The sequence below is a fragment of the Rhizobacter fulvus genome, assembly GCF_964020785.1.
Map to the genome: position 1 here is coordinate 1,626,343 of NZ_OZ224516.1, position 12,084 is coordinate 1,638,426.

15 protein-coding genes are annotated in these 12,084 nt (G+C 69.5%); 6 read left to right on the plus strand and 9 right to left on the minus strand.

Translation table 11 applies throughout. From position 1 onward, the window contains the following. Window positions 1-64: 64 nt before the first annotated feature. Genes ACWH49_RS07785 through ACWH49_RS07800 form a run of 4 tightly spaced genes read right to left on the minus strand, consistent with a single transcriptional unit; the run spans window position 65 to window position 2,594 of the window. Entirely contained in the window at window positions 65-691 is a 627-nt protein-coding gene (locus ACWH49_RS07785; protein ID WP_448170936.1) for an alpha/beta hydrolase, read from the minus strand. Window positions 692-693: 2 nt separating this feature from the next. Further along, window positions 694-1,020, minus strand: a complete 327-nt coding sequence (locus tag ACWH49_RS07790; protein ID WP_448170937.1) for a (2Fe-2S) ferredoxin domain-containing protein — start codon at window positions 1,018-1,020, stop codon at window positions 694-696. Further along, entirely contained in the window at window positions 1,017-2,165 is a 1,149-nt protein-coding gene (locus ACWH49_RS07795; protein WP_448170938.1) for a VanZ family protein, read from the minus strand. The genes ACWH49_RS07790 and ACWH49_RS07795 overlap by 4 nt, the downstream gene beginning before the upstream one ends. A gap of 12 nt (window positions 2,166-2,177) precedes the next feature. Beyond that, window positions 2,178-2,594, minus strand: coding sequence for a CopD family protein (locus tag ACWH49_RS07800; protein ID WP_448170939.1), 417 nt, complete (start codon window positions 2,592-2,594; stop codon window positions 2,178-2,180). Window positions 2,595-2,874: 280 nt separating this feature from the next. On the opposite strand from ACWH49_RS07800, the gene hemB reads away from it, so the two are divergent. From hemB to ACWH49_RS07815, 3 genes are read left to right on the plus strand one after another with little or no spacing between them, the layout of a single operon-like run. Then, a complete protein-coding gene (gene hemB / locus ACWH49_RS07805; protein WP_056467354.1) occupies window positions 2,875-3,882 on the plus strand; it encodes a porphobilinogen synthase in 1,008 nt (335 codons plus the stop codon). A 13-nt stretch (window positions 3,883-3,895) separates the two neighbouring features. Beyond that, on the plus strand, window positions 3,896-4,987 hold the full coding sequence (locus ACWH49_RS07810; RefSeq protein ID WP_448170940.1) for a magnesium transporter CorA family protein: 1,092 nt from the start codon (window positions 3,896-3,898) through the stop codon (window positions 4,985-4,987). After that, window positions 4,984-5,871, plus strand: coding sequence for a DMT family transporter (locus ACWH49_RS07815; RefSeq protein ID WP_448170941.1), 888 nt, complete (start codon window positions 4,984-4,986; stop codon window positions 5,869-5,871). Before ACWH49_RS07810 ends, ACWH49_RS07815 begins: the two co-directional genes overlap by 4 nt. On the opposite strand, the gene ACWH49_RS07820 is transcribed toward ACWH49_RS07815, so the two are convergent. From ACWH49_RS07820 to ACWH49_RS07835, 4 genes are read right to left on the minus strand one after another with little or no spacing between them, the layout of a single operon-like run. Then, window positions 5,861-6,496 carry a trimeric intracellular cation channel family protein gene (locus ACWH49_RS07820; protein WP_448170942.1) on the minus strand — a complete coding sequence of 212 codons (636 nt, stop codon included), beginning with the start codon at window positions 6,494-6,496 and terminating at the stop codon, window positions 5,861-5,863. The two genes, ACWH49_RS07815 and ACWH49_RS07820, sit on opposite strands and share 11 nt — an antisense overlap. Then, entirely contained in the window at window positions 6,493-6,810 is a 318-nt protein-coding gene (locus ACWH49_RS07825; RefSeq protein WP_448170943.1) for a hypothetical protein, read from the minus strand. Before ACWH49_RS07825 ends, ACWH49_RS07820 begins: the two co-directional genes overlap by 4 nt. Continuing rightward, complete coding sequence (ybeY, locus tag ACWH49_RS07830) at window positions 6,807-7,259, minus strand: rRNA maturation RNase YbeY (RefSeq protein WP_448170944.1); 453 nt, start codon at window positions 7,257-7,259, stop codon at window positions 6,807-6,809. The genes ACWH49_RS07825 and ybeY overlap by 4 nt, the downstream gene beginning before the upstream one ends. Before the next feature lies 1 nt (window position 7,260). Further along, window positions 7,261-8,229, minus strand: a complete 969-nt coding sequence (locus tag ACWH49_RS07835) for a PhoH family protein (protein WP_448170945.1) — start codon at window positions 8,227-8,229, stop codon at window positions 7,261-7,263. Between the two features lie 128 nt (window positions 8,230-8,357). Between ACWH49_RS07835 and ACWH49_RS07840 the strand changes: the two genes are divergently transcribed. From ACWH49_RS07840 to ruvA, 3 genes are all read left to right on the plus strand, one after another. Further along, entirely contained in the window at window positions 8,358-10,229 is a 1,872-nt protein-coding gene (locus ACWH49_RS07840; RefSeq protein WP_448170946.1) for an ATP-binding protein, read from the plus strand. A gap of 107 nt (window positions 10,230-10,336) precedes the next feature. Next, the gene (locus tag ACWH49_RS07845; protein WP_056465870.1) at window positions 10,337-10,993 is read left to right on the plus strand and encodes a response regulator; all 657 of its coding nucleotides are present in this window, start codon (window positions 10,337-10,339) and stop codon (window positions 10,991-10,993) included. Between the two features lie 39 nt (window positions 10,994-11,032). Next, the gene (gene ruvA, locus ACWH49_RS07850) at window positions 11,033-11,605 is read left to right on the plus strand and encodes a Holliday junction branch migration protein RuvA (RefSeq protein ID WP_448170947.1); all 573 of its coding nucleotides are present in this window, start codon (window positions 11,033-11,035) and stop codon (window positions 11,603-11,605) included. Window position 11,606: 1 nt separating this feature from the next. Here ruvA and ACWH49_RS07855 read toward each other — a convergent pair whose 3' ends face one another. After that, a complete protein-coding gene (locus ACWH49_RS07855; RefSeq protein WP_448170948.1) occupies window positions 11,607-12,074 on the minus strand; it encodes a copper chaperone PCu(A)C in 468 nt (155 codons plus the stop codon). Window positions 12,075-12,084: the final 10 nt, after the last annotated feature.

The window sequence follows — 12,084 nt, forward strand, 5'->3', positions numbered from 1 at the left end:
GGAGATACCGTTGATGGTGATGGCGACCCGGGGCCAGGCCCGCTCGTCGAGGAGAAACAGACGATCAGAGGGGCATGCGCGGCTGCAGTTCCTGCACGACCGTGTTTTTCAGCAAGCCCAGCTGACCATGGAAGAAGTGACCGACGCCGGGGAACACGATCACCGGCAGCGCCTGGGGCCGGGCCCAGTCGAAGGTCGCCGAGAGCGGTACGACATCGTCGCTCTCGCCGTGGATCACGATCGTGTCGGCCGGCACGCTGGCCATCGGCTGCTTCAGCGTCGACGGGCCGACCAGCACCATGCGTTGCGGCTTCGCGTCCGCGGCCAGCCGCGTCGCCGCGTGCGAGGCGACGAACGCGCCGAACGAGAACCCGCCGAGGATGAGCGACTCGCCCGGCGCGCGCATCGCGGCGATCACCGCGAGCGCATCGTCGATCTCGCCGACCCCCTCGTTCCACGCCCCGGCCGAGCCGCCGATGCCGCGGAAGTTGAAGCGCACGCAGCGCCAGCCCAGTTGCACGAACGCGCGAGCCAGCGTCTGCACGACCTTGTTGTCCATCGTGCCGCCGAACTGCGGGTGCGGATGGCAGACGATGGCCACGCCGCGCGACTCGCCGGCCGGCGCATCGATCGCGCACTCGATGACCCCGGCGGGGCCGGCGACGGTCGTGCGCGTCGTTTGCGAATTCAAGCTCAGCGGCCCACGTTGGGCGGCAGCAGGAGGCGCTCGACGACCTGGCCGTTCTTCAGGTGCGAGTCGACGATCTCGTCGATGTCGGACTTGTCGACGAAGGTGTACCAGACCGCCTCGGGATAGACCACCGCGACCGGGCCGCCGGCACAGCGGTCCAGGCAACCGGCCTTGTTGACGCGCACGCCACCGGGTCCGGCCAGTTGCTCGCCCTTGACGCGCTTCTTGCAGTGGTCGAATCCGGCGTGAGCGCCTTGCGGGGCGCAGGAGTCCTCGCCCTTGTCGCGCTCATTGAGGCAAAAGAAGATGTGACGCTTGTAATAGCTCATGGGGGCATTTTAGGAGGCGGCGCCGGCGCCGCGGTTTCACGCTCGTCGCGCGCGCCCAGGCGAGCCAGCAGGTAGACGATCGCGACGTACGGCCACAGCCAGCCGACCCAGCGCGCGACGCCGTAGAAGCGGATGAAGCGCCCCTGTTCCCAGGCCTGCAGGCTCTGCGCGAAGAACGGATCCGCAGGCGCCTGCGCGACCACCGTGACCAGCGCCGTCAACGCCATCAGCCCGACACCGGCGGCGGCACGCCGCGGCAACATCGCCAGGACCGATGCCAGCACGATCGCGAAGACCAGGGCCGCGAGCGCCTGCGGCGTGCTCCACGCGAACATGTGCTGCGGACCGAAATTGAGCGCCGTCGACAAGGTGGTGGCCAGCGCACCGAGCGCGGCCGCGCCGAGCACCAGCACGAGCCGCCGCCATCCGGCGCGCGAGACCGAGAACGCGACCAGGCACGGCGCGAGCAGCCCCAGCGCGATCAACGCGAACTCGCCCGCCGGCGACAGCGGCGATCGGTCCAGCTCCGCATCGGCCCAGCTCTGCACCCAGGGCGCCACCGACGTCCCGCTCAACACCGCCGCGATGCCCTCCTGCAACTGCGCCAGCACCTGGCCCTGCGCCAGCGGCACCGGCAACGGGAACAGCATGCCGATCGGCCACAACAGCAATAGCGCGAGTCCGCCCGCACTGCGGGCGATGAACCAGCGGTCGCGCGCGACCTGCCAGCGCTCGACACCCGCGAACATCTGCACGCGCCAGCCCAGCGCGGCGCCGATCAGCGTGCCGAGCGAATTCAGGCCCAGGTCGACATTCGACGCCACCCGGTGCGGCAGGAAGTTCTGCAACAGTTCCATCGCGAACGACCAGGCCGTACCCGCCGAGAAGGCGACCCACAGTGCCGAGACCGGCCGCCCGCCGCTGCGCACCACCGCGCCGAACACCAGCGCGCCGAGCGGGATGTAGCCGAGCAGATTGGCCACGAGATCGAACGCGGTCCAGTAGCGCGGCCAGGGCAGCACGAGGAACCCGAAGAGCGGCACCCCGGGGATCCGCCACGGGACGAACGGGTACAGGCTCGCGTACGCGATCAGCACCGCGTAGGCCCACGCCATCGGCGTGGCGGAGCTGCGGTGGCGTGGCATGCGCGGAACCGGTCAGAACGGCTTGACGACCACCAGCACGACGATCGCGGTGAACAGCAGCACCGCCGACTCGTTGAAGACGCGGAACCAGCGCTCGCTGCGCTGGTTGTCGAAGGTCTCGAACTTGCGCAGCAGCGCGCGGCAGGCGTGGTGGTAGCCGATCGCGAGCACCACGAGCACGAGCTTGGCGTGCAGCCAGCCGCCCTTGAAGCCGTAGCCCAGCCAGAGCCACAGGCCCAGGCCGAGCGCCGGGATCATCAGCAGGCTGCAGAAGCGGTAGAGCTTGCGCGCCATCAGCAACAGGCGTTCGCGCTCGGCATGGCTGTCGGCCGGCACCGCGGCGAGGTTCACGAACAGGCGCGGCAGATAGAACAGACCGGCGAACCAGCTCGCGACGAAGACGATGTGAAAGGCTTTGATCCAGAGCATCGGACGATTATGTGTGGGCCCCGATTGCGCCCTCGAAAAGAAAAGCCCCGGCACGGGGCCGGGGCTTGAAATGCCTTCACGCTGTCATCACGGTCGGGCACCTGCTCAGGGAGGAAAAGCAGGGAACAACAACCTTCCGGCTATCATTCAAAACCTACTTTAGCAGAAGCGGTGCGTTTTGCTACCGTCGTGGGAGACCCCCAAAACGCTTGGTTTCTATAACAAAGTTTTGTAAAGGGCCGGCCCCGGCGCGGCGTTGCGCAACCGGCCGCACGCGCCCATGCACACTCCTGCCCCGTTCCCGTCGAACCGCCCGCGTCGCCTGCGCCGCGATGCCTTCACGCGCAACCTCGTGCGAGAGCACCGGCTGCATGCGTCGGACCTGATCCTGCCGGTGTTCGTGCTCGCCGGCGCCCAGCAGACGCAGGACATCGCGTCGATGCCCGGCGTGCAGCGCCTGACGCTGGACCGCCTGCTGCCGCTGGCCGAAGAATGCGTGCAGCTCGGCATCCCGGTGATGGCGCTGTTCCCGGTCATCGACCCGGCGCTGAAGACGCCCGACGGGGCCGAGGCACTGAACCCGGACGGCCTCGTGCCGACGGTCGTGCGCGAGCTCAAGAAGCGCTTCCCGGAACTCGGCGTGATGACCGACGTGGCGCTCGACCCGTTCACCTCGCACGGCCAGGACGGCCTGCTCGACCCCAGCGGCTACATCCTGAACGACGAGACCGTGGCAGTGCTGACCGACCAGGCGCTGACCCAGGCCCAGGCGGGTGTCGACATCGTGGCGCCGAGCGACATGATGGACGGGCGCATCGGCGCGATCCGCGATGCCCTCGAGGCCAACGGTCGCATCCACACGCGCATCATGGCCTACAGCGCCAAGTACGCCAGCGCCTTCTACGGCCCGTTCCGCGATGCGGTCGGCTCGGCCGCCAACCTCGGCAAGAGCGACAAGAAGGTCTACCAGATGGACCCGGGCAACAGCGACGAGGCGCTGCGCGAAGTCGGGCTCGACCTGGCCGAAGGCGCCGACATGGTGATGGTCAAGCCCGGCATGCCCTACCTCGACATCGTGCGCCGCGTGAAGGACGAGTTTCGCGTGCCCACCTTCGCCTATCAGGTCAGCGGCGAGTACGCGATGCTGAAGGCCGCGGCACTGAACGGCTGGCTCGACGGCGACGCGGTGATGATGGAGAGCCTGCTCGCGTTCAAGCGCGCCGGCGCCGACGGCGTGCTGACCTATTTCGCGCTCGAGGCCGCGCGCTGGCTGAAGAAGAACGGCTGAGCGACCGACACGCGTGCGGATCTTCCACATCCACGGTGACCAGTTCACCGAGTTGCAGGCGCTGCCCGATGCCGCGCCACCGGTAGGCTATCTCTGGGTCGGCATCGCACGGGCCGAGTTCCAACGGAACGTCGGCACATTGCAGGGCGCGCTGCAGCGCTGGACCGGCGGCCAGCTGGTCGACCTGCACGTCTCCGACCTGCTGAACCCGCAGCTGCCGTCGCACTTCGACTACACCTCGTGGTACGACCTGCTGGTGTTCCGCAGGCTCGCTGCGATCAGTGCCGACGATGACGCTGCCGATGCGCCGCCGGCCGCCATGACGCGCATCGACACCAGCCCGGTCGGCTTTGCGGTGTTCGACCGCGTGCTGCTGACGGTGCACCCGGCCGACTGCATGGTGCGCGAGTACTTCGCCAACCGGCTTCAGCAGCAGACGCCGAGCACCGACAGCCGCGAACTGACGCGCACCGGCGCGGCCCGGATGCCACCCAGCCCGGCGGACATGACGCTGCGCATGGTCAACTACATGGTCGACAGCTACCTCGAGCTGCGCCGCCTGCTGACCCGCCAGCTCGACCAGCTGCAGCAGGAGCTGTTCGGCCCGAGCCCGGAGCAGAGCAGCTGGAAGCTGCTGCTCGATTCGCGCAACGGTCTGCACCTGCTCGAAGACACCTGCGAGGACCAGCGCGCCGCGATCACCGAATGGATCGACGCGCTCGACGAACTGCCGCCCGACGGCGATGCCGCGGTGCTGCGCGAGCGTGAGTTGCTGCGGGTGCGTTCGCGCGACGTGCTTGAGCACATCGAGCGCGTGCTCGTGCACGTGCGCCGGCTCGAGTCGTCGGCCGAGAACGCGGTGCAGATGCACTTCTCGGCGCAGAGCAACCGCACCAACGAGATCATGCGCACGCTGACCGTGCTCACCGCGATCTTCCTGCCGCTCAACCTGGTCACCGGCTTCTTCGGGATGAACTTCGACACCCTCCCCGGCATCCACAGCCCGCGCGCGTTCTGGATCACGTTCAGCGTGATGCTGGCGCTGGGCGTCGGCCTCAGCGTGTACTTCTGGCGCAAGCGCTACCTGAGCCGGCCGCCCAAATGAGTTTTGCGCTGACACGCCGCCAAGCCTTCCTGCTCGCCGCGCTGACCCTGGTCTGGGGCCTGAACTGGCCGGTGATGAAGGCCGGGATCGGCGGCTTCCCGCCGCTGAGCTTCCGCACCGTCTCGATGTGGCTCGGGCTGCCGTTCCTCTACGCCGCGACGCGCGCGCTGAAGATACCGCTGCGCATCGAGCGGCACGACTGGCGGGAACTCGGCTGGCTCACGCTGACCAACATGATCATCTGGTACGCGGTCGCGATCGTCGCGCTGCAGGCGCTGTCGTCGGGCCGCGCGGCGATCCTCGGCTACACCATGCCGATCTTCTCCGCGGTGATCGGCATGGTGCTGTTCGGCCAGCGGCTGAGCGCGCGGCAATGGGCCGGCGTGGCCGCCGCAGCCGTCGGCGTGGCCCTGCTGCTGTGGCACGAACTCGGCACGATGGCGGGCAAGCCGTGGGCGGCGGGCGGCATGCTGCTCGCCGCAGCCACCTGGGCGCTCGGCACCCAGCAGATGCGCCGCACCCGGATCACCGCGCCGACGATGGCGATGGTGTTCTGGATGACGCTGGCCACCACGCTGGTGATGACCGTGCTCGCCGTCGCGTTCGACCACGACCGCTGGGTCGCGCCGCCGGCGGCGGCGTGGTTCGGCATCGTCTACAACGCGGTGCTGGTGTTCGGCATGGCGCAGCCGATCTGGCTGGTGCTGGCGCGCAGCCTGCCGCCGATCGCGTCGACGCTGTCGGTGATGCTGATCCCGGTGCTCGGCGTCGCGTCCGGCGCGTGGTGGTTGTCCGAACAGCTGCACTGGCAGGACTACGCGGCGATGCTGCTGATGCTGGCCGCGATCGCCTCGGTGCTGTGGCCGGCGCGCGCTAGAGCCTAGGTTCGTCGTCGATCGAGAAGGTCGGCAGGCGCCAGGCGTGGCGGATCGCCAGCATCCGCAGCGCGAAGCCGCTGCACATCGCGCCGAGCATGACCGCATCGTGCGGCCAGCCGAGCGCCAGGCCGCCCACATACAGGCCGGCGGTCAGCAGCGCAACGGTGGCGTAGAGCTCGCTGCGCAGAATCAGCGGCACGTCGCCGCACAGCAGGTCGCGCATCACGCCGCCGGTGCAGCCGGTGGCCAGGCCGCAGACCACCGCGACGACGGTGCCGACCCCCAAGCCGACGGCGACGTCGCAGCCGATCACCGTGAAGACGACCAGGCCGAGCGCATCCAGCACCAGGAAGGTCCGCGGCATGCGCCGTACGACGCGCGCGAGCGGGATGGTCGCGAGCGCCGCCCCGGCCGCGAGCAGCAGCAACGCAGGCTGCGCGACCCACGACAACGGGTAATGGCCCAGCACCACGTCGCGGATCGAGCCGCCGCCCAGCGCGGTCACGCAGCCCAGCGTCGCGACGCCGAACCAGTCGAGCCGCCGCCGGCCGGCCGCCAGCGCCGCGGTCATCGCCTGCGCAACAACCGCGACCGCGTTGGCGATGTCCAGGAAAGACAGCGCGCCGATCACGGCTGGCCGAGGAAGAAGTAGGCCGCCTGGTTGCCGCCGTCGCGGCGGCCGCAGGCGAGGCAGACCGCCCCGAGGGCGCATCGGCGACCCCGTGACCGGCGCGGTTCGCTCGTCGTGTCGCCACGACGGGTCGCAGTACTTCGCGCTCGAAACCCGGTGAACGGAATCGGCAGGCGGTCGAAGTTCTCGGCGTGCTCGCGCCAGTTCCGCGGCATGCGGCTGGCGTGCGAGGGCGCGGCGGCCGGCGCCTGCGCGAACGCGCCGAGCGCCCAAGTGGCCGCGCAGGCCAGCAGGACGAGGCGCCGCAGGCTCATCGTGCGTACGGGTCGGCGAACCCGAGCGAGCGCATCACGTCGGTCTCGCGGGCTTCCATCGCGCGTGCTTCGCCGTCCACTTCATGGTCGTAGCCCTGAGCATGCAGCGTGCCATGGACCAGCAGGTGGGCGTAGTGAGCCTCGAGCGGGATGTTCAACTCGCGCGCCTCGCGCTGCAGCACCGGTGCGCACAGCACCAGGTCGGCGACGACGACCGGCTCGGCGCTGTAGTCGAAGGTGAGCACGTTGGTCGCGTAGTCCTTCGCGCGGTAGTCGCGGTTCAGTGCCTGCCCTTCAGCGGCGCCGACGACGCGCACCGTGATCTCGCCGGGCACCTCCAGCGCGGCGCGGATCCAGCGGGCGACCTTGTGCCGCGGCAGCAGTGCGCGATCGGCGGGATCCGCGAACTGGAGCGACAAGGTGAGCGGCGGGCGGGCGGGTCGGGCCACGTCAGGCCTCGTCCAGCCGGGCGGCGTCGTAGGCCTCGACGATGCGCGCGACGAGCGGGTGGCGGACCACGTCGCTCGAGGTGAAGCGCGTCGTCGCGATCCCGCGGACGCGGCGCAGCACGCGCTCGGCATGGATCAGCCCGCTCTCCGTGTCGCGCGGCAGGTCGACCTGGCTCACGTCGCCGTTGATCACGACCTTGGTGCCGAAGCCGATCCGCGTCAGGAACATCTTCATCTGCTCGACCGTGCTGTTCTGCGCCTCGTCGAGGATCACGAACGCGTGGTTCAGCGTGCGCCCGCGCATGAACGCGAGCGGCGCGATCTCGATCGTCCCCTTCTCGAACGCCTTGGCCACCTTGTCGGCGCCCATCAGGTCGTACAGCGCGTCGTAGAGCGGGCGCAGGTACGGGTCGACCTTCTGCGCCAGATCGCCCGGCAGGAAGCCGAGTCGCTCGCCGGCCTCGACCGCCGGCCGGGTCAGGATGATGCGCTGCACCGCGCTGCGCTCGAGCGCGTCGACCCCACACGCGACGGCGAGGAAGGTCTTGCCGGTGCCGGCCGGGCCGATGCCGAAGGTGATGTCGTGCGCCAGGATGTTGCGCAGGTAGGTGGCCTGGTTGGGGGTGCGGCCGGTCAGGTCGGCCCGGCGGGTGCGCAGCGTCACCGCATCGTCGCCGGCGGCGCCGGCGGCGCTCGCCGGCGCGATGCCGTCGGCTGCGCCGACCTGCACCAGCGCCAGTTGCAGCTGCTGCGGGTCGATCGGCCGCTGCGACTGTTCGTACAACGCCTGCAGCAGGTTCATCGCATGCTCGGCGTTCGCCTTGCGGCCCTCGACCCGGAAGAACTCGTTGCGTCGCGAGACGCTGACGTCGAGCAGGCTCTCGATGGTGCGCAGGTGCTCGTCCAGGCTGCCGCAAAGGTGTGCGAGGCGGGCGTTGTCGCGCGGTTCGAAGGAATGGCGAAGGATCAAGGCAGGCGGCTTCCGGGGGGCTGGGTGGGATTGTCACCCGCCGGAGCGTGCCGTTGTCGACACCGGCGCCCGCTTCGACGCGCTGCGGCGACGCGCGGACGCGACACTTGCCGGCACAATGCGCGTCGATGCCGAAACCGCTCACCCTCCTCGCCCTGCTCCGGTCGTTCGCCCGGTACGGGCTGGCGGCATGGGCGTTCTGGCTCGCCGCCGCCCTGCCGGCGGCTGCGGCGGACGACCGCATCCTCGTGATCGGCCAGGCGCTGTCAGTCCAGAGCACCGGGGCCCCGGGCGCGGTCACGCCGCTGGCGCAGACCGTCAAGCTGCCTGACGACTGGGCCGTCAGCCGGCCCCGTTTCGAGGGCAGCGTCTGGTACCGCACCAGCTTCGACCGCCCGTCCGCGGTCGACCCGCACGAGCTGATGGCGCTGTACATCGAGCGGGTCTGCAGCAACGTCGAGGTCTACCTCAACGGCAACCGCATCTTCAGCGGCGGCAGCATGGGCGAGCCGGTCACCCGCAACTGCCACTACCCGCAGCTGGTCACGCTGCCCGCGGCGCTGCTGCAGGACAAGGCCAACCTGCTCGACGTGCAGCTGCAGGGCCATTCGCTCGAGCGCGTCGCCTCGCGGCAGCGGGCGGGCGGCATGTCGGCCATGCAGATCGGCCCGTACGCGCTGCTGGACGACGTGTACGCCGAGCGCCGCTTCTGGAGCGTCACGGCGGTCCAACTGGTCAACCTCGCGCTGGGCGTGCTCGGCCTGGTGATGATCGGGTTGGGCTGGACCAACCGGCGCGAGGCCTATCTCGGTCATTTCGGCTGGCTGTGCCTGGTGTGGGCGCTGCTGTCGGCGCGCGTCTGGTGGCGTGACATGCCGTGGGACACCGGGGTGATGGAGTTCCTGTTCTGCACCGGGTTCGCGCCGCTGGTGGCGCTGGCGGTGCAGTTCCTGATCAGCTTCGTCGGGCTGCGCTCGCGCTGGATCGAGAACGCGCTGGCGGCCCAATGGGTGCTTTTGCCGGCCACGCTGCTGCTGGCCGGTCCGGGCCGGCTGTTCCTGATGGCCGGCATCTGGTACGCGGTGCTGACGGTCGAGGTGCTCGGCGCGATCGGGCTGCACCTGACGGTGACCTGGCGTCGCAAGCGTCAGGACTTCTGGGCCATGGCCGCGTTGCTGGGCGTGGTGACGGCCCTGCTCGGGCTCGAGTTCGCGTTCCAGCACGGCCTGCTGCCCTCGCCCGGCCTGCCGATGCTGCAGATCGCGCTGCCGCTGCTGTTCATCGGCATGGCGGTGCGGCTGCTGCAGATCTTCGCGCGGGCGCTGCGCGCGGCCGAGGACGGCCGTGACAGCCTGGAGAGCCGGGTCCAGGAAGTCACTGCCGAGATCGAACGCAACTTCGCGCAGCTGGCCGAGTTGCGCGTCGAGCAGGTGACCGAGAAGGAACGCAAGCGCATCGCTGCCGACCTGCACGACGACCTGGGCGCGAAACTGCTGACGATCGTGCACACCAGCGAGTCCGAGCGCATCTCCTCGCTGGCGCGCGAGGCGCTCGAGGAGATGCGCCTGTCGGTGCGCGGGCTGACCGGCAAGCCGATGCGCCTGGCCGACGCGCTGGCCGACTGGCGCGCCGAGACCGTCTCGCGCCTCGGCCAGGCCAACATCGAGGCCGACTGGCGCAGCCCGTCCGAGGAAGTGGAGCAGCTGCTGCCCGCGCGCGACTTCGTCCAGACGACCCGCATCCTGCGCGAGGCGGTCAGCAACATCATCAAGCACAGCGGCGCGTCGCACTGCAAGGTGCGCTGCGCGATCACCGAGCGCCAGTTCGGGCTGACGGTGCAGGACAACGGCAAGGGCATCCCGCTCGAGCTGGACGGCACGCTCGACCGCGGCCACGGCATGTCCAGCATGAAGCACCGGGCCAAGCAGATGCAGGGCCAGTGCCTGGTGGAATCGGGCCCCGGGTATGGGACCGTGATAAGGCTCACGCTCCCCTTGTGAGCCGGGGGCTACAAGGCCCGCGGAATTCGCCGATACACCCTTACGATGAAAAAGCGCGCACCCTCGGCGCAGCGCCGTGCCGGCGCATTGAACCAAGGCGTTTGCCCATGACCAACATCCTGCTGCTCGAAGACCTGCCCGAAATCCGCTCGTGGATGAAGGCGCTCGTCAAACAGGTGTTCCCGAACGCCCAGATCCACGAGGCCGCGCGGGTGCACGACGCGCTCGGCCTGGTCTCGGCCGTCCGGTTCAACCTCGCGCTGTGCGACCTGGGCCTGCCCGACGGCTCGGGCGTCGACGTGGTCGCGGCGCTGCGCGAATCGCAACCCGAATGCCAGTCGGTCGTCGTGACCATCCACGACGACGACGACCACCTGTTTCCCGCGCTGCAGGCCGGCGCGTTCGGCTACCTGCTCAAGGAGCAGGCGCGCGAACTGATCGCCGAGCAGTTGAACCGCATGAGCCAGGGCGAGCCGCCGCTGAGCCCCTCGATCGCACGCCGCGTGATCTCGCACTTCGCAGCCCAGACGCGCCCGCAGGAGCGGCCGCAGAACATGCCGCACGTCGCGCTGACCGACCGCGAGAACGAGGTCCTGCTGCGCGTCGCCAAGGGCTACACGCTGCCCGAGATCGGCGTGCAGCTGAACCTGTCGCGCCACACGATCGCCGACTACGTGAAGCAGATCTACCGCAAGCTCAACGTCAGCTCGCGCGCCGAAGCCGCGCTGGAAGCGCAGCGCCTGGGGCTGTTCCGCCGCTCCTGATGGAGCTCCCGGCCTGGGCCGGGTGGTGATAATCGGTCGATGATCGGACGCATCACCGGCACGCTCGCGGAAAAATCGCCCCCGCAATTGCTCATCGACGTGAACGGTGTCGGCTACGAGGTCGACGTGCCGATGTCCAGCTTCTACAACCTGCCGGCGCTGGGCGAACGCGTCACCTTGCTGACGCATTTCGTCGTGCGCGAGGACGCGCAGGTGCTGTTCGGCTTCCTGACCCACGACGAGCGCGCGACCTTCCGGCTGCTGGTGAAGATCTCCGGCGTGGGACCGCGCACGGCGCTGTCGATCCTGTCCGGCCTGAGCGTCAACGACCTGGCTCAGGCGGTGAGCCTGCAGGAGAGCGCGCGCCTCGTGAAGGTGCCGGGCATCGGAAAGAAGACGGCCGAGCGGCTCCTGCTCGAGCTGAAGGGCAAGCTCGGCGACGCGATCGCCGCGCCGACCAGCATCGCCGGCAACGCGCAGGGCGACATCCAGCAGGCGCTGCTCGCGCTCGGCTACAGCGACCGCGAGGCCGCGGCGGCCTTGAAGGCCCTGCCGGCCGACGTGGGCGTCAGCGACGGCATCAAGCTTGCGCTGCGCGCGCTGGCCAAGTGAGTCAGTGCTTGTGCTCGGCGGCGGCGCCGGCCTTCGGCGCCTCGACATTGACCGTGACCTCGACCTCGCCGGCCTTCTCGAACTTCAGCGTCATCGGAAACTTGTCGCCGTCCTTCAGCGGCGCCTTCAGACCGACGAACATGATGTGGTAGCCCCCGGGCTTGAGTTCCACGGTCTGGCCCGCGGGCAACGCGACGCCTTCGACCTGGCGCATCCGCATCACGTCGCCCTCCATGGTCATCGAATGCAGTTCGACGCTCGCCGAAACCGCGGCGCGGGCCGACAGCAGCCGGTCGTCCCGTCCCTTGTTCTCGAGTTTCAGGTAGCCGCCGCCGGTCGGCTGGCCGGGGCCGGTGGCGCGCGCATACGGGTGGCCGATGTCGATGTCGCCGACCTTGAAGGAATGGGCATGGGTCAATGCGCTTGCCAGGGCCAGCGCGGCGGCGGTCAGGATGGTTTTCGTCTTCATGGTGGGGTTC

Coding starts and splice junctions, on each gene's coding strand:
- ACWH49_RS07790 (WP_448170937.1), bottom strand. CDS start 1,020: ATGAGCTATTACAAGCGTCACATCTTCTTTTGCCTCAATGAGCGCGAC.
- ACWH49_RS07795 (WP_448170938.1), bottom strand. CDS start 2,165: ATGCCACGCCACCGCAGCTCCGCCACGCCGATGGCGTGGGCCTACGCG.
- ACWH49_RS07800 (WP_448170939.1), bottom strand. CDS start 2,594: ATGCTCTGGATCAAAGCCTTTCACATCGTCTTCGTCGCGAGCTGGTTC.
- hemB (WP_056467354.1), top strand. CDS start 2,875: ATGCACACTCCTGCCCCGTTCCCGTCGAACCGCCCGCGTCGCCTGCGC.
- ACWH49_RS07815 (WP_448170941.1), top strand. CDS start 4,984: ATGAGTTTTGCGCTGACACGCCGCCAAGCCTTCCTGCTCGCCGCGCTG.
- ACWH49_RS07825 (WP_448170943.1), bottom strand. CDS start 6,810: ATGAGCCTGCGGCGCCTCGTCCTGCTGGCCTGCGCGGCCACTTGGGCG.
- ACWH49_RS07840 (WP_448170946.1), top strand. CDS start 8,358: ATGCCGAAACCGCTCACCCTCCTCGCCCTGCTCCGGTCGTTCGCCCGG.
- ACWH49_RS07845 (WP_056465870.1), top strand. CDS start 10,337: ATGACCAACATCCTGCTGCTCGAAGACCTGCCCGAAATCCGCTCGTGG.
- ruvA (WP_448170947.1), top strand. CDS start 11,033: ATGATCGGACGCATCACCGGCACGCTCGCGGAAAAATCGCCCCCGCAA.
- ACWH49_RS07855 (WP_448170948.1), bottom strand. CDS start 12,074: ATGAAGACGAAAACCATCCTGACCGCCGCCGCGCTGGCCCTGGCAAGC.